This window comes from Nocardia fodinahabitans (assembly GCF_052983615.1).
Genome location: NZ_JBRJJC010000001.1, coordinates 2145149 through 2164326, shown reverse-complemented (window position 1 = coordinate 2164326; position 19178 = coordinate 2145149). Strand labels below are relative to the sequence as shown.

The 19178-nt window shown below is 67.7% G+C and carries 17 protein-coding genes; 11 read left to right on the top strand and 6 right to left on the bottom strand.

Features of this window, described 5'->3' with window-relative positions:
• Positions 1-239: 239 nt before the first annotated feature.
• Positions 240-431 carry an NUDIX hydrolase gene (locus tag NV348_RS10095; RefSeq protein WP_447146816.1) on the bottom strand — a complete coding sequence of 64 codons (192 nt, stop codon included), beginning with the start codon at positions 429-431 and terminating at the stop codon, positions 240-242.
• Between the two features lie 456 nt (positions 432-887).
• On the opposite strand from NV348_RS10095, the gene NV348_RS10090 reads away from it, so the two are divergent.
• The 4 genes from NV348_RS10090 (at position 888) to NV348_RS10075 (ending at position 4662) form a co-directional block, all read left to right on the top strand.
• Positions 888-1133 carry a hypothetical protein gene (locus NV348_RS10090; RefSeq protein WP_447146815.1) on the top strand — a complete coding sequence of 82 codons (246 nt, stop codon included), beginning with the start codon at positions 888-890 and terminating at the stop codon, positions 1131-1133.
• Positions 1134-2043: 910 nt separating this feature from the next.
• The gene (locus tag NV348_RS10085; RefSeq protein WP_447146814.1) at positions 2044-2745 is read left to right on the top strand and encodes a hypothetical protein; all 702 of its coding nucleotides are present in this window, start codon (positions 2044-2046) and stop codon (positions 2743-2745) included.
• Positions 2742-3848, top strand: coding sequence for a helix-turn-helix domain-containing protein (locus tag NV348_RS10080; protein WP_447146813.1), 1107 nt, complete (start codon positions 2742-2744; stop codon positions 3846-3848). Before NV348_RS10085 ends, NV348_RS10080 begins: the two co-directional genes overlap by 4 nt.
• Positions 3849-4194: 346 nt before the next feature.
• Entirely contained in the window at positions 4195-4662 is a 468-nt protein-coding gene (locus NV348_RS10075; protein ID WP_447146812.1) for a hypothetical protein, read from the top strand.
• Positions 4663-4928: 266 nt separating this feature from the next.
• Here NV348_RS10075 and NV348_RS10070 read toward each other — a convergent pair whose 3' ends face one another.
• Together NV348_RS10070 and NV348_RS10065 are read right to left on the bottom strand one after the other, a co-directional pair.
• Entirely contained in the window at positions 4929-5657 is a 729-nt protein-coding gene (locus NV348_RS10070; RefSeq protein ID WP_447146811.1) for a hypothetical protein, read from the bottom strand.
• 304 nt (positions 5658-5961) lie between these two features.
• Positions 5962-6126, bottom strand: coding sequence for a hypothetical protein (locus NV348_RS10065; RefSeq protein ID WP_447146810.1), 165 nt, complete (start codon positions 6124-6126; stop codon positions 5962-5964).
• Between the two features lie 858 nt (positions 6127-6984).
• On the opposite strand from NV348_RS10065, the gene NV348_RS10060 reads away from it, so the two are divergent.
• Complete coding sequence (locus NV348_RS10060; protein ID WP_447146809.1) at positions 6985-8574, top strand: ArnT family glycosyltransferase; 1590 nt, start codon at positions 6985-6987, stop codon at positions 8572-8574.
• 16 nt (positions 8575-8590) lie between these two features.
• Here NV348_RS10060 and NV348_RS10055 read toward each other — a convergent pair whose 3' ends face one another.
• Positions 8591-9040: a GtrA family protein gene (locus tag NV348_RS10055; protein WP_447150995.1), complete on the bottom strand. Its 450-nt coding sequence runs from the start codon at positions 9038-9040 to the stop codon at positions 8591-8593.
• Between the two features lie 171 nt (positions 9041-9211).
• Here NV348_RS10055 and NV348_RS10050 point away from each other — a divergent pair, with 171 nt between their 5' ends.
• Together NV348_RS10050 and NV348_RS10045 are read left to right on the top strand one after the other, a co-directional pair.
• Positions 9212-10156: an ATP-binding cassette domain-containing protein gene (locus tag NV348_RS10050; RefSeq protein ID WP_447146808.1), complete on the top strand. Its 945-nt coding sequence runs from the start codon at positions 9212-9214 to the stop codon at positions 10154-10156.
• Positions 10153-10932 (top strand): ABC transporter permease, encoded by a 780-nt coding sequence (locus NV348_RS10045; protein WP_447146807.1) that lies wholly within the window; start codon positions 10153-10155, stop codon positions 10930-10932. Before NV348_RS10050 ends, NV348_RS10045 begins: the two co-directional genes overlap by 4 nt.
• Before the next feature lie 82 nt (positions 10933-11014).
• Here the strand turns inward: NV348_RS10045 and NV348_RS10040 are convergent, their stop codons facing one another.
• Complete coding sequence (locus NV348_RS10040) at positions 11015-14152, bottom strand: AfsR/SARP family transcriptional regulator (RefSeq protein ID WP_447146806.1); 3138 nt, start codon at positions 14150-14152, stop codon at positions 11015-11017.
• A gap of 149 nt (positions 14153-14301) precedes the next feature.
• Between NV348_RS10040 and NV348_RS10035 the strand changes: the two genes are divergently transcribed.
• Genes NV348_RS10035 through NV348_RS10025 form a run of 3 tightly spaced genes read left to right on the top strand, consistent with a single transcriptional unit; the run spans position 14302 to position 16384 of the window.
• Positions 14302-14937, top strand: coding sequence for a hypothetical protein (locus NV348_RS10035; protein ID WP_447146805.1), 636 nt, complete (start codon positions 14302-14304; stop codon positions 14935-14937).
• Positions 14938-14946: 9 nt separating this feature from the next.
• Positions 14947-15171 (top strand): ferredoxin, encoded by a 225-nt coding sequence (locus NV348_RS10030; protein ID WP_447146804.1) that lies wholly within the window; start codon positions 14947-14949, stop codon positions 15169-15171.
• Positions 15164-16384 (top strand): cytochrome P450, encoded by a 1221-nt coding sequence (locus NV348_RS10025; protein ID WP_447146803.1) that lies wholly within the window; start codon positions 15164-15166, stop codon positions 16382-16384. Before NV348_RS10030 ends, NV348_RS10025 begins: the two co-directional genes overlap by 8 nt.
• A gap of 57 nt (positions 16385-16441) precedes the next feature.
• Here NV348_RS10025 and NV348_RS10020 read toward each other — a convergent pair whose 3' ends face one another.
• Positions 16442-17926 carry an MDR family MFS transporter gene (locus NV348_RS10020; RefSeq protein ID WP_447146802.1) on the bottom strand — a complete coding sequence of 495 codons (1485 nt, stop codon included), beginning with the start codon at positions 17924-17926 and terminating at the stop codon, positions 16442-16444.
• 318 nt (positions 17927-18244) lie between these two features.
• Here NV348_RS10020 and NV348_RS10015 point away from each other — a divergent pair, with 318 nt between their 5' ends.
• The gene (locus NV348_RS10015; protein WP_447146801.1) at positions 18245-19174 is read left to right on the top strand and encodes an alpha/beta hydrolase; all 930 of its coding nucleotides are present in this window, start codon (positions 18245-18247) and stop codon (positions 19172-19174) included.
• Positions 19175-19178: the final 4 nt, after the last annotated feature.

Sequence of the window (19178 nt, the reverse complement as noted above, 5' to 3'; positions counted from 1 at the left end):
GGCGCGGCCTGTGGGCGCCGCAGGAGTGCGATGTTGACCGGACGTTTCAATCACCAGCTAGCGTCGAAAAGGGAACTCGCGCAATATTACGAAACGGTCGCGAGATTGTCACGCGATGCGGCAAGTGTGGAGGCCGCACTTCGTTGAGCAGGCATCGTGGATGTCGGGTTCTTGCGGGGTTACCTTGGCACTGGCGGGTCGTTGGACCCACACCGTGATCCAGCGATGACCACGTGTGGTCAGTCGAACACGGTGGGTAGGTCTGGCTTGTTCCAGTGGTCGTGGAGAAGCCGGATTTGGGTGTCGAGTACACGAGTGGTCGACAGTTCGGGCAGGTCATCGATGGGAAGCCAGGCGATTTCCATGGTCTCGACAGGGCTGGGTTGGCCGTGGGAGACGGTCTCGCACAGGAAGAACAGTTTGTATCCCACACCGCCTTCTCGGGCGGCGCGATGGGGCGGGCCCCTCGCGCGTCTCCGGGCCGTCATCCTCGCGACCTCTTCCTGTGGTCGCTTCCGGTCCAACGCATCAGGGTGTCGAGTACTTCCAGCGCCGCGCGTCGACGGCTTCTCTTACTCGACCACACTGCTGGGAGGACGACGCCTGTCATCACCAGGATTGCCAAGAGTCCCGGCAGGCCGACGAGGATCATCGCTTCGTGCGAGTCGCTCGCCAAGATGGTGGCCGTTGCCCCGCCCGCCATAGCGGCTTTCGAGACAACCTTGTCCCAGTGCCTAACTGCTCAAACGGGCCGGGATTGCAGCTGTGTGCACGACCATTTCCTCCTTCCAGGCGCCGCAGCTCCTGGGAAAGGGGTTCCAGTCGTCGTGCTGCGCCTTAGAACTAGTGTCCCTCCTAAGCGGTAGCCGTCGATCAACGCCTACCGCGTGGCGAACAGCGGCGGCACTGTGCGCGGCGCAGAATTTCGGGCATGCCATCGTGGACACCGTCTTTCGGGGAAGCCGGAGACCAAAGCGGATGACGACGTTCTAAGCCACATCAACTACTACAAGGCCAAGGCGCGGGTGTACGACCAGCAGGGAGAGCACGAGGCCGCTGCCGAGATTCGTGCCATGGCAGAGGAATACCGGGCAGAGGCCGAACGCCGCGGCTTACCCCTGGCCGACGAGTAGCCGATCCGATCCCCGCTTCGCAGTGAGTGTGACGGGATAGCCTGGGCGACATGACCGGGGAGACCGAACAGCCAGGGGCCGAGCGTGAGTGTCCCGACAGGCTGGGTGCGGTTCCTGGTCGACCTCGACGTGCCTGAGCCGGCGGACTACGACCCGGCCTAATGTCCCCGCTATCCAGTTCTACTGCCACACACCAGGAATGCCGCGCGCAGGGCGACGACATCGAGATCGACGGTCCAGGCGCTGGGCTGACACTGACGATCTCGAAGGTGGAACACGGGTTCGGGCCGCCTGAGCACTCCGAACACCCGCATTACACCCTGGCCGCATGGGCGGTCTTCGCGAGCCCCCGCTGTTCGCAGTCGAGCACGCCCAGCAGCTGCTGATGCACCCGGACAAGCTGCGGAAGTGGATCCACCGGTACCCGTTGCTCGAGCCTTATGACGGGACCCTCCGAGACATCACGTGCGAAGAGTGCGTCGCCGCGGGCCGCTCCGGGCGAGGCGATCTGTCTCCCTCGCGATCGAGCCCACGTGCTGCATGATTCGACAGCGGCCGCCCATCCATCCCACGGCCCCAAGCATGCTCGACGGCTGTGTCTCGGTACGCCACGTCATCTGCGATCACGCAATTTCATCGGGCTCTGTCAGAGGTCCTTAGAGCTCGCGGCGAACTCGTGGCGGCATCGGTGCCTGTCGAGGGCTACAGGCTCTCGGTTCTGTGGCGGGACTCGGCCAACGCTGGCTCTCGGGAGATGAAGGCGTAGGGCGCAGTTGCGCTTCTCGACTCCCTTCGGTCGAAACCTTGTTCGAACCGCTGTGTGGTACCGGGTAGTCTTGGGCTGGATCGCAAATGCGGCGTCGGGGAGCCGCGAAAGCCCGCGAGGGTGTCCAGAAACGCAACCTCATATGTGGTAGATTTTCTGGACATCATCCCGGTGGTCCAGATGAAAGGCGGGGAAGTGGCCCTGCTCTACACGAAGCAACTCCCTCAACCCGGTCCCGATCCGCTCGTGCGTTTCGATCTGACCGAACAGGAGATCCTCGACATCGTGATCCGCGCAGCAGTCGATGCGGCCGACAACACCCACCCGCTCGCGCCGCCCGGGATGCCGGGGCAGCACGCCTACGGGGCCGGTGTCGCTGTACTCCGCGAGCTCCTGTTCCCGCGTGGCTGGAAGAAGGATGAGCGCGGTAACGTGGCTCGAACGGTTCACCCAGGGCGGGGACTGGCGATCATCGTGGCGGTCGGCAACGAATACTCGGGTATGCCGGGGAACGATGAATACATCACGACCAAGTGGCCCAAAGGTAGCTGTGCGCTGACAGGGGAGCGGTTCGTCGCCGAGGGCTTCGACAGCATCGACGAGTCCTTTCCTTCCAGTCCGACGGTCGAAGGGACGTGGGAGGTGTGGTATCTGATGCATCATCGAGCTGCCGACCGCGTTTTCGTCGAGATCAGCAAGCCTGGTCGGCTCAACGACCGCGAATATCCCGTCGATTGGCTCGAGCGCATCATCTTGGATCCGCTCGAACTCGGCGGTGTCGATATCAATATCGATTCAGACGGGGATGATCACGGGGGGCCTGAGGTTCCGGTCATTCCCAAATGACCCCGGAACGTGAGTTCGTGCCCTCTCGACTCGCCTTCGCTCGACGGCGAGTCGGGATGGCACGCACACACTTGGCCGCGGCGATCGAGGTGTCCGACAAGACCGTTCAGAGGTGGGAGAACGGCTCGGAAGAACCTTCGCGAGAGCGGCGGGCTGAGCTGGCGCGGGTGTTGAGGGTGCTACCGGAGTTCTTCGGTATGGCCGAGATGGACCTGCTCGAGATCGAAGCGGTCAGTTTCCGTGCCCTGACCAAGATGACGGCCCGGGAACGTGATCGTGCTCGTGCCGCCGGGAGACAGGGTGTAGCGATCATGGATTGGATCGAGCAGCGATTCACGCTGCCTGCCAATGATGTTCCGCCGCTCACCGACCGCGATCCGGAAGTCGCTGCCGAGATGCTCCGCGCGGCGTGGGGTCTGGGCCCAGGCCCGATCAGGCATCTCCTCGCGACGATGGAGCTGCATGGCGTTCGGATCATGAGCATTGCCAGTGACTTCCGAGACGTCGATGCCTTCAGCTTCTACCGCCGCAATACCCCATTCGTTTTCCTCGACACCAGCAAGACCGCCGAGCGGCTACGGTTCGACGCGGCTCACGAGCTCGGGCACCTGTGTATTCACTGCGCTCATGCTGTGCCGCACGGGCGCGAGGCAGAAGCTGCGGCGAATCAGTTCGCTAGCGCGCTGCTCATGCCTCGCAATGATGTTCTGGCGGTGGGTCTGCGAAACCCGAGCGTGGCGCAGATTATCCGTGCGAAGGCTCGATGGAACGTGTCCGCGACAGCGCTGGCGAACCGGCTGCATGCGCTGGGTTTGATGACTGACTGGACATATCGCGCAGCGTTGGTGGAGTTGAGCAAGCGTGGATTCCGCTCTGCGGAGCCAGGCTCGGCGCTTGTCCATGAATCGTCACAGGTGCTGGGTAAAGTGCTCGCCGGGCTGCGTGGGCAAGGGATGACGGTGCGCGAGATTGCCAAGGAGTTCGGTCTCACTCCCCAGGGGGTGACCGAGTACCTGTTCGGACTGACGATGACCCAGCACGAGGGAAACGGGTCGCGGACGGTCTCGGATGGATCGCCTCGCCCGCGCCTCACTGTCGTGTGAGATCACGTATCTGCTGAGTGCACCGTGAGAACCTTTGTGCTGCGGGGCGTGCGCACGGGTCGGGTGTAGGTGCGCACCGCCGGCTGCACCGTGCGCGCGGCTGAACGGGGCGTGCGCACGATCTCGATCCTGGGTGTCAGCGTGCGCACGCGCCCACAGCGGCGGCGCACAGAAGCAGTCGAAGTGGAACGGGTGAACCAAACGTGCAAGACATGGCTGTCGCTCCGGTTCTCGACGTCGGCGCGCCGAGTCTGGCCAGCGCCGTCCTCGTCGAGCATTCGGCTGGCGCTGACCTGTCGGTGGCCATGGCTATCGTTGTGCAAGCTCACCGACTAGGAGGTACAACGTGACTTCTGCCGACCTGAATACCTGGGCCAGCAACTTCTCCGCACTTCGCGACATGCTCGACAACTACGAGAGCGAAGCGGCAAGGATCAACCCCAACTCTCCGAACCAAGGCACGAGCCAGCTCGTTGCCTTCCAGTACGGCACCTGCCTTTCCATGCTGGATCTCGCTCCGTGGCAGGAGAAGCCCGACTGGCTCGACGCCGTGGAGTTCGGGCCGACCGCAGGCAACGAGCACAAGCTGCTCGCCTCCCGCTACGTACTCGAAGCGACTTTGAATCACGTCGACAACGTGCCGCTCGAGCAAGCGCGCACCGCTTTGCGTAACTCGGCTGACCGGCTCGAACAATTCGCTACTCGGTGGGCTGAGGAAGGGGTCGATTCCGCTGAGCTCGACGCGATTGCCACCGAGCGCCGCGCCCTCGCCGGTCGCGCCAAGAAGGCGGCTGCGGCCGTTAGTCAGCAGTAGTCCCACGGGGCAGGCCCGGGCGAGAGCGCCAAATCGCGTGGGCCCCGACCCCTGCGGGAAGAACGTCTACGCCTGACCGGTTGTACGCCGCGCCCTGGGTGTCGTCGTCGCAAGAACGCGACGGATCGGACCGTACCCGGGCACGATGTCTTTCGGAGGGACTGATGCTTCGCTCTCGAAGAGCAACCGAAGGCGTCCTTGGAGGGCGCCTTCGGCGTATTCAGGACTTCATGACTTTGACAGGCTCGGGATGAGCCCTGAGCTCGCTAGATGATCTGGGACCCGATGGCCAGCACCCTGTCCGCAAGTTCCTGGCCTGCCACGTCGGCAACCTGCACCCCGAACGGGACCAGTGCTGCCTTCAACCAGTTGAGCCCGCGCTTGATCCCCTTCTCGGTCAACGTGTCGACTTCTTCGAGAAGTTCTGCGCGGTCGACGTCATCGATGCCGGGGGCGTATTCGATGTCATTGCGCAGCTGGCTGATCGCCGTCAGGACGTCGTCGAGAGACGCCCCCTGTGTAATGGTCGCGTTCATGGTGTGCCCCTGTCCGCCGACAGCTTGGTTGCCGACGGTCATCGTCCCGTAGTTGTCGGCCGAGATCTTTGTGACCGGCGCGATGGGCGCAGAACCCCCATCGATCAGGTACGGACGGCGCGCGGCGGCCCGACCGTTGGGGGTAATTTCCACGTGGTAGAACTCTCCGTCCGCTCGTTCGGAGCCCTTACAAAGACCAATCTCAACCAGATAGTGTGTTGCTTCGCGGATCTCGTCGGCAGGCAACGGCCCGCTGAAGTCGTCGGCAACATCTGAACCAGGGTTCGCAAGCCGTTCGAGAACGCGGCGCAGCGCGAGCTCGTGACGGTACGTATCACGGGCGATGCGAGCCTGGACGCGTCCTTCGGTTGTCAGGTAGAAGTCGAAGCTACCTTCGGGGCCGCCGTCCATGGACAGATTGTTGTGGATAGCGCCCTGCGAGACCAGTTCGTCGAACACAGCCCGCGAGTCCTCTGACGGTACGACCTCGGGGGGTAGGGCCGGTACCGGCTGGTCGCGATGCTCATGCAGCCAGTACAAGGCCCGCAACGCGCGAAAAGTTGTCATTCTGCTCCTTCGTTCCCAGGGGCTCGGCTCAACCGCGGCAGGGATACTGGTGCACCGGCCGACTGTTCAACGTCGTTCTGCTGAAGTAGGTTCCGGGATCTGTGGCGGAGGCTACCGACTGGTCGAGCCACAGTCGTGATCCAACAAGCGGTCGCTCTCGGGACCCGGCCGACTTCGGCCGATGCCTCGGTGACCCCTACTTCGGGCGCTTTGACGGTTTCCGCATCCGGGCGAGCTCAGCTGGTCGGATGTAGAGGTTCTCGATCAGTGCAAGCGTGATCTTCTGTAGGTCCTGCGCGTCCTCGATCGGGACCTGTTCCCAGCTCTCCTGGCGTGCACCAGCGCTGCCGACGGTGGCCATCAGGGAAACGAGCGTTCCGTTCATCCTCGGTGAGCGCTGCCAGGTCCCACGCGACCTCAGTGTTGCTGGCGGTAGGCGATCCATTCGCCGGCGTAGGTTCCGCGCAGCATCACCCTCGCGCTACTGGGCCGTCTGCGGGACCGGCTGGGGATGGTGATCCCACTATCTCACCACTAATTCGGCTGGACACGCCGTTGTGGAGAGTTGTCCAGCGTTGTCGACAGTTGTCGTGGCGAAGCGTGTTTGCCCAGGTGGGGGTGCTGTTCTGGTGGTCAACAGTTGTCCAGCGTTGTCCATAGTTGCCTGTGCTGCGCGCACCGAGAAGGTCAGGGGTTCGATTCCCCTTAGCTCCACAACGAAGGGCCCGGTCGGCAGACCGGGCCCTTCTGCTTTTCGTCGTCATCGACGTCTCCCGGCCGGGCCCATAGCGCCCGGATTCTACGTGGCGGGCCCCGCGTGAACATGCCCATAAAAATATGGTTTGCGCCGATGGCTGCGGGGTAATTCGTTTTTGCCGGATCGAATAGTTACCTACGCGTATTCGCATGACTCGTTCCGAGTCCGGCATATCGAATGACTCGGACTCCACTTGTTCGCCTGGAATTTATTACCCAGGTCACAATTTCACGGCCGCTGCACCCTGCCCGTTTACAGCGATCGGCTATCGGTGTGCGGTGTATTTGCGGACCCTGGTGGCAGGCATTAACGTTTCTGGAAACTGGATAATCCGAGCAGGACCGCGAGCGCTCGCGCTCATCAAGTTCGCTGCCGGGGAGGAATCGGTTCATCAGCGAACAGGGGTGACGGCACCAGCGGGAGAGGTGTCGAACGCGTCTGTCGGAGTATCAGGGGTAATTGATGACAGCGGTCGTCGCGGTTCGTGCCGTGCCGGAGAACATTCCGAATACCAACCCGTCGTTCGCCTATCGCGGTGTCGCACTGATCGCCACGATCGCCGCGATAGCGCTGACCGTGACGGCGGGACGCTACGAGTTCTTCGGCGACGAGCTCTACTTCCTCTCCGCCGGACGGCGGCTCGACTACACCTACGCCGATCAGGGTGTGGTGGTGCCGCTGTTCGCCTGGATCGCCGACCTGCTCGCGCCGGGATCGACGACGGCACTGCGGTTTCCCGCAGTGGTGATGGGCGTCGGCGCGGTCGTCGTGTCGGCGCTGATCGCCTACGAACTCCGGGGCAGCCACCGCGCGCAGATGCTCGCCGCGGGCACCTACGCGACGTCGTACCTGGTGGCCACCCAGGTCGTGCTGAGCACCTTCTCGTTCGACGCCACCTTCACCGCCGTGATCACCTGGCTGTTCATCCGCTGGGTGCGGACCCGGCAGGACCGGCTGCTGATCATCGCGGGACTCGTTGCCGCCCTGGACATGCAGGTGAAGTGGATGATCCCGCTGGTCTGGGCGTGCCTCGGCCTGGCCGTCGTGCTGTGCGGTCCCCGCGAGATCCTGCGCAGGCCCGCGCTGTGGGTGGCGACCGGCATCCTCGCCGCCTCCCTGATCCCGATCCTGATCTGGCAGTCCCGGCACAACTGGCCGCAGCTGGCCATGGGCTCGATCATCGGCGCGGAGCAGGACGCGACCGGCTACGGTCCGCCGGGATTCTTCCCGCAGTGGCTCGGATTGGCGGGTGTCCTCGGCGCGCTGTTGCTCGGCGTCGGGTTTTGGGCGGTGTGCAAACAGGAATCGCTGCGTCCGTATCGGTTCATCGCGGTCGCCCTGGTGATCATGACCGTATTCGTCGTCGTCACCCATGGTCGGCCGTATTATCCGACGGGCTTCTTTCCCGCCATGTTCGCCCTCGGTGCGGTCGGTCTCTGGCAGTTCGACCGTAAACGGTGGATGAACTTGGCATTGATTCCGATGGCCGGAATCTCGGTGGTGACATTCATTGCCATGATCACCGTGACGCCGCTGCCGGCCAGTTGGCGCATACAGGCTGAAGACGCGATCGATCTCGGCTTCCGATCGGCGTTCTGGGGAACCACCAATTGGTCGGAAATGGTGTCCGCCGTCGGGGCCGGGTACCACACGCTGACGCCCGAGGAAAAGGCGAACTCCGCCATCGTCGTTCAGGGGTACTGGCAGGCGGGTGCCGTCGAGCAGTTCGGCGCGGAGCACGGCCTGCCCGCCACATACAGCCCGAGCCGGGGCTTCGGCTTCTTCGGCCCGCCGCCGGACTCGGCGACCTCGGTGATCTACCTCGGGCTCGATACCGCCGAGCCCGACCTGCGCGCCCGGTTCACCGAGGTGGAGCGCGTCGTGCACCTCGACGACCCGATGGGTATCCCCGGCATCGACCGCATGGTCGCGGTCTGGCGCTGCACGGGGCCGAAGCAGCCGTGGTCGGTCATGTGGGACGACATGACCACCCTGTACTTCGACCTCGGGCTGTGGCGAGACCCCAGGGCCACCACCCGGCCCACGCACTGAGCAGCGGGCCGGCGGCTCAGAACACCAGGCCGCGCAGGGCCAGGAAGCGCGCGCCGCCGGCCACCGCCATCACCACGAGCACGGCGCCTGCCTGCCCGAGCTGACCCAAGCCGGGCGCCAGCGATTCCAGCCCGGCCAGTGCGGCGGTGCTGGTCAGCAGGCCGATCAGGGCCAGGCCGCCGCCTTCCCACTGCGCGGTGAACCAGCCGACCCTGGCGGCCGCCCGGAAGGTGAGCTGACGGTGGAGCTCGTTCGCGATGACCGTGCTCACCAGTGATCCCGCGATATTGGCGGCCAGCGGGCCGAGCCGGTCGCAGGCCAGGAACAGCAGGACGTAGGCGATATTGCTGACACCGCCGACGAGCGCGAAGCGGATCAGCTGCGCGAGGGCGTGATCACCGCGCAGGAACCGCCACGGACGGCCGGGCCGGTCGACGCGCGGCGCCACGACGAGGGCGGGACGCAGGGGCGGGGCGGCGAAGGCGGTGCTGTTCACGAGGACTACCGTCGCGGTCCGCGCTGACGCCGACCTGACGCCGGACTGACATGCCACTGGCACGGCGCGCGCCGACGGCGTCAGCGGGGGTGTCAGGCCGGTGTCAGCCCGGTATCAGGTCCACCGGCGACCGTAATCGCCATGAACAACACAGCAATTGCGGCCTCCGGGCTGCGGAAGGCGTACGGGGACAAGACCGTCCTCGACGGCATCGACCTCAGCGTCGACGCGGGCACGATTTTCGCGCTGCTCGGCCCGAACGGCGCGGGCAAGACCACCACGGTGAACGTGCTGACCACCCTGCTGACCGCCGACGGCGGCACCGCCCGGGTGGCGGGCCACGACCTCGCGACCGACACCAAGGCCGTCCGCAAGGCGATCGGCGTCACCGGTCAGTTCGCGGCCGTGGACGACCTGCTGACCGGCGAGGAGAACCTGAGACTGATGGCCGACCTGCACCGCCTGCGCGGTCCGGCGGGCAAGCGGGTGATCGCCGGTCTGCTGGAACGCTTCGACCTGGTGGAGTCGGCGCGCAAGCCGGCCGCGAGCTACTCCGGCGGTATGCGCCGGAAGCTGGACCTGGCGATGACCCTGGTGACCAAGCCCGAGATCGTCTTCCTCGACGAGCCGACCACCGGCCTGGACCCGCGCAGCAGGCGCACCATGTGGGACATCGTGCGCGAGCTGACCGCCGACGGCGTGACGATCTTCCTCACCACCCAGTACCTCGAGGAAGCCGATCAGCTGGCCGACCGGATCGCCGTCCTGGACCAGGGCCGCATCGTCGCCGAGGGCACCGCCGAGGAGCTCAAGCGGCGCATCCCCGGCAGCCACATCCGGCTGCGCTTCGCCGACGCCGCGGAACTGGCCGCGGCAGCGCGGATCTTGCCCGGCGGGACGCCCGACGCGGAGGCGCTGGCCCTGAACATCCCCGGCGGCGGTGACTCGAAATCCCTGCGGGCCCTGCTGGATCAGCTCGCCGTCAACGCGCTGGAGGCCGAGCAGGTCTCCCTGCACACCCCTGACCTCGACGACGTCTTTCTCGCCCTGACCGGGCGCCCCACCACGGAGGCCGAAGCACGATGAGCACCCCGACCACACCGAGCACCCTGTCCGCCGCACTGTTCGATTCGTCGGTCATGTTGCGCCGCAACTTCACCCACATCACCCGCTCGCCGGTCACGATCTTCAACGCGGCGCTGATGCCGGTGATGATGATGCTGATCTTCGTCTACGTCTTCGGCGATGCCTTCGACGTCGGTGAGAACTACATCGACTACGCGGTGCCCGGCATGCTCATGCTGGCCATCAGCTACGGCCTGTCCGGCACCGCGGTGTCGGTGAGTTCCGATATGACCAAAGGCGTCATCAACCGGTTCAAGGTCATGGACGTGTCCCGGGGCGCGGTGCTGACCGGGCACGTCGCGGCGAGCATGCTGACCAACGTGGTCGCCGTCGCCGCCGTCGTCGGGGTCGGCTTCGCACTGGGGTTCCGCTCCCCGGCGACCGCGGGCCAGTGGCTCGGCGCGCTCGGGGTGCTGCTGGCGACGGCGTTCGCCGCCGCCTGGCTGACCGTCGCGCTCGGCATGGCCGCGAAGACCCCGGAGGCGGCCGGGATGTCGGTGGTGCCGTTGATCATGCTGCCGTTCGTGAGCAGCGCGATCGTGCCCGCCGACAAGATGGGCCAGGGCGTCCGGCAGTTCGCTCAGTACCAGCCGTTCACCCCGATCATCGAATCCGTGCGCGGTTTCCTGACCGGCAACCCCTCGGCCGGCCACACCTGGGCGGCCCTGGCTTGGTGCGCGGGCTTCGCTGTCGTCGGCTACCTGTGGTCGCGGGCCACCTTCACCAAGCGGGCGTGACCGCGACCAGCTCGGCTCCCACATCGCCTCGGTGCACCACTGGTCACCGAGGCGATGTCGGCTTCCCCGGCGTCCGGCGCTGTCACCGCCCGAGCGTGCGGGCGACCAGCGCGGACCGGTCGGCTCCCGCACCCTCGCGCATCGCTTCGGTGAACGCCTTGTCGCCGAGGTGATCTCGGGAGATCTGCGCGATTCTGGCCACGTCGGGATGGGAGTGATCGGGCAGTCCGCGGGCGGTGGTGCTCGCCGCGAGCAGGCGCGTGGCCTGCTCGTACTGTTCGGTTCGGACCGCCAAGTCCGCGATTCCGACGAGAACATGGGCCATCAGGGGTCCGTGGCCCGCCGCCGACGCCGCGCGGTAGGCCGCGTCGCAGTGATCCGCGGCCTCGGTGAGATCGACGGCCAGGAAGCCGAGCAGGACCTGCACCATCGCACCGACATTCGGCTGTTCGGCGTCGGGGCCGAGGAGGGTACGCGCGAGGACGATCTGGCGGTGCGCCAACGCGGGTTCGCCACTCCAGCGCGCCAGTTCCGCACGCGCCAGGGCGACTTCGGCCAGCGCGGTGGGCCAGCCGTTCAGATCGGCGCAGCGCTGCGCCTCGGCGAGGGCGGTGGCGCTCGCGTCCGGATCGCCGAGCAGCCAGAGCAGCTGCGCTTGACGCGCGCGCATCGCTACCACGTCCTCGATCGCGCCGACCTCGGTCACCACCGCGATGGCCTCGTCGAAAAGGGCGACAGCGCGGGCGAATTCGCCGCGCATGGCGGTCCGGTTGGCCAGCTCGGTGAGGGCGAACGACGTACCCCAGCGTTCGCCGAGCGCGCGGAATTCGGTGAGCGCCTGCGCGAGATACTCGTCCGGTTCCGTTCCGCCGTGGCCGAGCACGGTGCGCAGCTTGCCCAGCTGGAGCCGGGCGAGCGCCCGTGCCCAGGGGTCGTCGTCGTTCAGGATGGACTCGAAGGCGGGCAGATATTCGTCCGGACCGCGCAGCATGCGGTCCAGTGCGGCGGTGAACCGCAGCGCCGGGTGGCCGCCGTCGGCACCGCGGCCGAACTGGTGCGCCTTGCGGATCCATTCCGCGACCTGCTGTTCGTCGTTGCGGCCCGAGGTCACGAAATGCACGACCAGCCCGTACACCAGCGCCCTGGTTTCGTCGTCGACCTCGCCGGGCAGCTCGGCGGCCGCGATGACCAGCTCGGTGCCCTCGCCCTTGTGCCCGCCCAGCCACCAGTACCAGCCCGCGGCCGCGGCGAGCCCCATCGCCGCCGCGGCGTCCGCGCTCGCGAGCGCGCCGCGCATCGCGATGGCGAGGTTGTCGTGCTCGGCCTCGAGGACAGCCAGCCACGTCAGCTGTTCCGCGCGACGCAGGTGCGGTTCGGCCGAGTCGGCCAGCCTGGTGAAGTAGTCCAGGTGCGCCAGCCGGGCCGACTCGGCGTCACCCGTTTCGACCAGCCGGTCGGCGGCGTACTGCTTGATCGTCTCGAGCATGCGGTAGCGCGGGGCGGGCTCCTCGGTGACGACCAGCAGCGATTTCTCGGTCAGCGCGGTGAGCAGGTCGAGCACCTCCCACTGTTCCACCGCGTCGCCGGCGCAGACCTGTTCGGCCGCTTCCAGGCTCGCGCCGGCGAACACCGCCAGCCGGGACAGCACCCGGCGTTCGGCGTCGCTGAGCAGCTCCCAGCTCCAGTCGACCACCGCGCGCAGGGTCCGGTGCTGCGCGATCGCGGTCCGGCTGCCGCCGGTCAGCAGACGGAACCGATCGTCGAGCCGGTGCGCGAGCTGCTCGAGGGACATGGTGCGCAATCGGGCCGCGGCCAGCTCGATCGCCAGCGGGATGCCATCGAGCGCCCGGCAGACCCGGGCCATGGTCGCAAAAGTGGCCGGATCGGTGCCCAGGTCGGTGCGCACCGCGCTCGCCCGGTCGCGCAGCAGCGCGACGGCGGGGGAGGACTCGATCTCGCGCGGATCCGCCACCGCGGCGGGCAAGGTCAGCGGCCGCACCTGCCACAGCGCCTCCCCGGTGATGCCGAGCGGTTCCCGGCTCGTCGCCAGGATGCGCAGCCGGGTGCACTCGCCGAGGATCCGGTGGGCGAAGGTCGCCGCCGCCTCGATCACGTGCTCGCAGTTGTCCAAAATCAGCAGCGTCTCGCGGTCGCGGATCGCCGCGACGAGCCGGTCCATCGGGTCGGCGTTCGGCGCGCTGCCGAGCAGCGCGTCCCGGAGCCCGAGCGCGGCCAGCGCTGATTGCGCCAGGTCACCGTTGCCGTCGGCGGCGGCCAATTCCACCAGCCAGGCGCCGTCGGGCAGATCGCCGAGCATGGTCCGCGCGGTCTCCACGGCCAGCCGGGTCTTGCCCGATCCGCCGGGTCCGGTGAGGGTGGTGAGTCGATGGGCCGCGATGAGTTCGCGCACGGCGGCGATATCGGTGTCCTTGCCGACGAAGCTGGTCAGCTCCGCGCGCAGGTTCGTCGTGCGCTCCTGCGGCCGCGCGCCGACCTCGCCGCGCAACAGCGCGACGTGCAGCGCCGACAGCTCCGGTGACGGGTCGACGCCCAGTTCGTCGGCCAGGGCCGCCCTGGCGCGCTGGTACACGATCAGTGCCTCGGGTGCCCGGCCCGCCGCGCCGAGGGCGCGCATCAGCGCGGCGACGAGCCGCTCCCGCACCGGATGCCCGGCCACGAGTTCGGTCAGCTCGGCGACCAGGTCGGCGCCCTCACCCAGCTGGATCTGCGCCTCGTAGCGGTCTTCCAGGGCGGCCAGGTACAGGCCGTCGAAGCGGGTGATCACCGCGTCGACGGCCGCGCTGTCGCCGAGGTCGCGCATCGGCGCGCCGCGCCACAGGTCGGTGGCCTCGCGCAGCAGGTTGGCCCGGTGCATGTCATCGCCGCCTCGCGCCCGGTCGATGAGCTGCTCGAATCGCACGGCGTCGACGGCGTCGGGCGCCACGGTGAGCCGGTAGCCGCCGGTCTGTACGTCGATGGCGCCGTCGGGCAGGACCCGGCGCAATCGGGAGACCAGCGCCTGCAAGGCGTTCGCCGCGTCGGCGGGCGGCTGCTCGCCCCAGATCCAGTCGACCAGGCGCTCTTTCGAGACGGCGCGGCCGGGTTCGAGGGCAAGGGCGACGAGCAGCGCCCGCAGCCGGGCGCCCGGTACCGCTATCGATCCACCGTCCTTCGTCCGGATCTCCAGCGGCCCCAATATCCCGATCTGCACCCGGCCCATTGTGCCTCGCGCGTCAACTGGTCGCCGGTCCGGATGCCGCGTCAGCCGGGGCATCAGCTCGGTGTCAGCTCGGTGTCAGGCGGGCTCGCGACAGTAGTGACATCAACGCCGCCCCGGCACCGCCGAGGCCCGATCTCGAGGAGATTCGCATGTACACCTTCCAGACCCCGCAGCCGATCGCCGTCACCGTCGACGTCCTGTCGGCCGGCGTCACCGTCGTCGCTGCCGATCGCGGCGACACCGTCGTCGAGATCCGGCCCGCCGACGCGGCCAAGAAGGCCGACGTGCGCGCCGCCGAGCAGACCAGGGTCGAGTTCACCGACGGCGTCCTGACCGTGACGACGCCGAAGAACTGGCGCACCTACACCCCGTTCGGCGGCAACCCCGCGATCGAGGTGAACATCGATGTCCCCACCGGCTCGCGGCTGACCGGCACCGTCGGCGTGGGCCGCCTGCTGGGCGCCGGCGAACTCGGCGAGTGCGATCTGACGGTCTCCCTCGGCGACATCGTCGTCGAGCGTCCGCTCGGCTCGGTCACCGCGAAGACCGCCAAGGGCGACATCCGCATCGGCGAGGCCACCCGCGGCGAGCTCCGGCTGGAGACATCGGTCGGTGAGCTCGAGGTGGGTGTCCGCCCGGGCAGCGCGGTGCGGTTGGAGACCGCCGCCACGGTCGGCACCGTGCGGAACCTGCTGGCGCCGGTCGCGCCGTCGGGTGACACCGTCGCGGTGTACGCGCGGAACTCGCTGGGCAACATCGTCATCCGGCACACCGCCGCCGTCTGAGGCCCGGCCGTGCTGGAACTGCGGGTCGACCGGGAGCGCTGCATCGGCGCGGGCATGTGCGCGCTGACCGCTCCCGATGTCTTCGACCAGGACCCCGACGACGGCCGGGTGCTCCCACCGGCCACCACCCTCGTCACCGAGGCGGTCCACGAGGCCGTCCTGCTGTGCCCGTCGGGAGCGATCACCCTCGTCTCCCGTGAATCCACCGACCTGACAAGGAAAGACAATGAGTGAGACCCACCCGATTCCGCACGGCCTGCCGCTCGATCGCGACGCGGGCCCCTTCGATCCGCCCAGCGAGATCACCCGGTTGCGCGCGGTGCGCCCGGTCAGCCCGCTGATCTTCCCCGACGGACACGAAGGCTGGCTGGTCACCGGGTACGAGGCGGTGCGCAGGCTGCTGGCCGACACCCGGTTCAGCTCCCGCCAGGACCTCGGCATCGTGCACGTGCCCTACGAGACCCCCGGGATGCCCGTCGCGACCGAACCGTCCCCGCAGATCCCGGGTCTGTTCGTCGCCATGGACCCGCCGGAGCACACCCGGCTGCGCCGCAAGCTCACCGGCGCCTTCACGGTCAAGCGCATGAAACAGCTCGAAGAGCACATCGCCGAGATCACCGAGCGGCAACTCGACGAGATGGCGCGGCTGTCCCCGCCGGTCGACCTGGTCCAGGCGTTCGCACTGCCGGTGCCCTCGCTGGTGATCTGCGAATTGCTCGGTGTCCCTTACGAAGACCGGGCGAACTTCCAGGTCAACTCCGCCCAGTTCCTGGTCAAGGACCAGACGCTCGAGGAGAAGATGGCCGCGTTCGGCGCGATGAACATGTATCTGGCCGGACTGGTGCAGCGCAAGCGGGCCGAGCCCGGCGAGGACATCCTGTCCGACCTGGCCCGCGACGACGACCTGAGCATCGAGGAACTGACCGGTATCGCCTTCCTGCTGCTGCTCGCCGGACACGAGACCACCGCGAACATGCTGGCGCTCGGCACTTTCGCGCTGCTCGAGCACCCCGAGCAGCTGGCCCAGCTGCACGCCGATCCGGAGCTGGTCCCCGACGCCGTCGAGGAACTGCTGCGCTACCTGTCGGTCGCCGACATCTTCTACCGCTACGCCACCGAGGACCTCGAACTGTGCGGCGAGACGATTCCCGCCGGGTCGACCGTCGTCGTCTCGCTGCTGGCCGCCAACCGCGACCCGCTGCGCTTCGACGACCCCGACACCCTCGACGTCTACCGGAAAGCGCGGGGCCACACGAGCTTCGGCCACGGCATCCACCAGTGCCTCGGCCAGCAGCTCGCCCGCATCGAGATGCGCGCCGGTTTCGCCGGCCTGCTGCGCCGCTTCCCGACCCTCGAACTCGCTGTCCCCGCCGGGGAGGTGAGACTGCGGACCGACATGAACATCTACGGCGTGCACGCCCTGCCGGTCAGCTGGACGGACCGCTAGGGCCGTAGAAAGCCCCCGGGACGCACGTGGCGACCGGGGGCCTCTATCAGCGATGACTCAGTTCTTGACCAGCTCCGGCTCGTCGGCCGCCGCGGGCGCGTGGGCGCCGTGCGGATCGCCCGCCGAGCGGTTCGGCAGCAGGATCGCCATGGCGATCACGATCAGGGCCAGGCCGGCCGAGACCGCGAAGGCCAGGCGCATGCCGTCCAGGCTCGCGGTGACCGGGTCGGTGCCCTCGGCGATGAGCGAGGTGCTGCGGGCCGACATGATGGTCACCACCAGCGCGGTGCCGAAGGCCGCGGCCACCTGCTGCAGGGTGCCGAGCATGGAGCTGCCGTGCGAGTACAGGTGCATCGGCAGCGCGCCCAGACCCAGCGTGAACACCGGGGTGAAGGCGGCGGCCAGCGAGATCATCAGCAGGACGTGCAGGGCCAGCAGCTGCCAGTACGGCATGGTCAGCGAGATCTGGGTGAAGCCAGCCAGCGAGACGGCGATGCCGATCGAGCCGGGGATCACCAGCAGACGTCCGCCGAACTTGTCGAACAGGCGGCCGACCGTCGGGCCGAGCAGACCCATCGCCAGACCACCCGGCATCACCAGCAGACCGGTCTCCAGCGGGCTCAGGTGCCGCAGGTTCTGCAGGTACAGCGGCAGCAGGATCATCGAGCCCATCATCGCCAGGAACGCGATGGCCATCAGCACCAGCGCCTTGGCGTAGGTGCTCGACAGCAGAACCCGCAGGTCCAGCAGCGGGGTGCCGGTGCGCTGCAACCGGACCTGACGCCAGGCGAACGCGGCGATCAGCAGGGCGCCACCGACGACGATCAGCGCCGGGGCGGCGTAGTTGCCGCTGTGGAACTTGCTCAGGCCGAACACGAGTCCACCGAAGCCGAGAGCGGCCAGCAGCACGCTGGGGATGTCGAGCACACCGGGCTGCGGTTCGCCGACGTTCTCGAGCTGCCGCAGACCCAGCCAGGTGACCACACCGGCGATCGGCAGCATCACCACGAACAGCAAGCGCCACGAGTCGATCGCGGGGATGTCGATCTGCAGGATCAGGCCGGAGATGACCGGGCCCATGGCGGGCGCGACCGAGATGGCCAAGGTGACGTTGCCCATCACCCGGCCGCGGTCCTGCTCGGCCACCACGGTCATCAGGGTGGTCATCAGCAGCGGCATCATCACCGCGGTGCCGCCGGCCTGGATGATGCGGCCGATCAGCAGGACCGCGAAGGTCGGCGCGAGCGCCGAGAGCACGGTGCCCGCGATGAAGACGCCCATCGCGATCGCGTAGGCCTGGCGGGTGGTGACCCGCTGCAGGAACCAGCCGGTGGTGGGGATGATCGCGGCCATCGTCAGCATGAACGCGGTGGAGACCCACTGCGCGGCCACCTCGGTGACGTGCAGATCGCTCATCAGCCGCGGGATGGCGTTGATCATGATGGTCTCGTTGAGGATCACCACGAACGTCGCGAGCACCAGCACCCGGATGACGGTCGGCGTCCCGCCTTTCGTCGTCGGCGGGGATAGTTCGGCGGGCATCGGGGTACCTCCAGGAGCAGGGATCGGCTGGGCGAGCGGTGGCCCGATGCCGGGTCGACTGTGTCCCGGCACCACGTGAGAGAAGACGGATTCCGTCGGTCCAACTCATCGGGCGCGGGCCAGTATTCCGCTCACCTACGACACAAATCACCTCGTTTTCGCCGTTCACGGCTCTACGGTGCGGGGCGAAACCGCAGCTGAGGGCCCCATCTGGACGGCAGATCAGCTCGCGCGTGACCCTCGTCACGCTCTGAAACCTGTGGCAGATGGGGCTGGTGTGATCGTGTGCGTCGCGATCCGTCGGGGTATACCGGAAGGGTGACTGCATCGAGACTGTGGCTTGCTGTGGTGTGCGCGATCGTCGCTTCGCTGGGGGGTGTGCAGGCGAAGGCGGATCCGGGGGCGTACGTGGCGGGGGAGGCGCCGCTGGGCGGGCGGGCCGCTCAGCTCGACGTGTACTCGCCCGCGATGGGCCGGGTGATCCAGAACAAGGTGCTCAAGGCGGCGGGCGCGGGCGCGCCGACGCTGTACCTGCTGACCGGCGCGGGCGGCGGGGCCGACGGCATCTCCTGGTGGGACAACACCGATGTGCGGCAGTTCTTCGCCGACGAATTCGTGAACGTGGTGATGCCGGTCGGCGGGGCGTTCACGCTCTACACCGACTGGATCGCCGACGATCCCGGCGTCGGCCGGGTCCGCTGGGAGACCTACCTGACCGAGGAACTACCCGGCGTGATCGACGGCGCGCTCGGCGCCAGCGGGCGCAATGCCATCGCGGGGGTGTCGATGAGCGCGTCCTCGGCGCTGGACCTGACCATTCGTAGCGGGTCCCGCTTCGCCGCGGTGGCCGCGCTGAGCGGCTGCCCCTGGACGGCGGATCCGCTGGGCGTCGCGATGGTCAGCGCGCAGGCCGTCCGTGGCGGCGGCAATCCCGGCAACATGTGGGGCGTGCCCGGCGGCGCGGTCTGGCGCGAACACGACGTCTTCGCCAACGCGGGCGCGCTGGCGGGCAAGACGATCTTCCTGTCGGCCGCCACCGGCCTGCCCGGCGCCGATGACCGCGGTCTGCCCATGCCGCCGCTGGAAACGATCGCGGGGGCGTGCACAGCGGCCTTCGCGGGCCGTCTCGGGCAGCTCGGTATCCCGGCTACCTACGTTCACCGGCCGACCGGCTCGCACACCTGGGGCCAGTTCCAGACCGACCTGCACGAGGCCTGGCCGCACCTGGCCGCCGCCATCGGCGCCTGAGTGG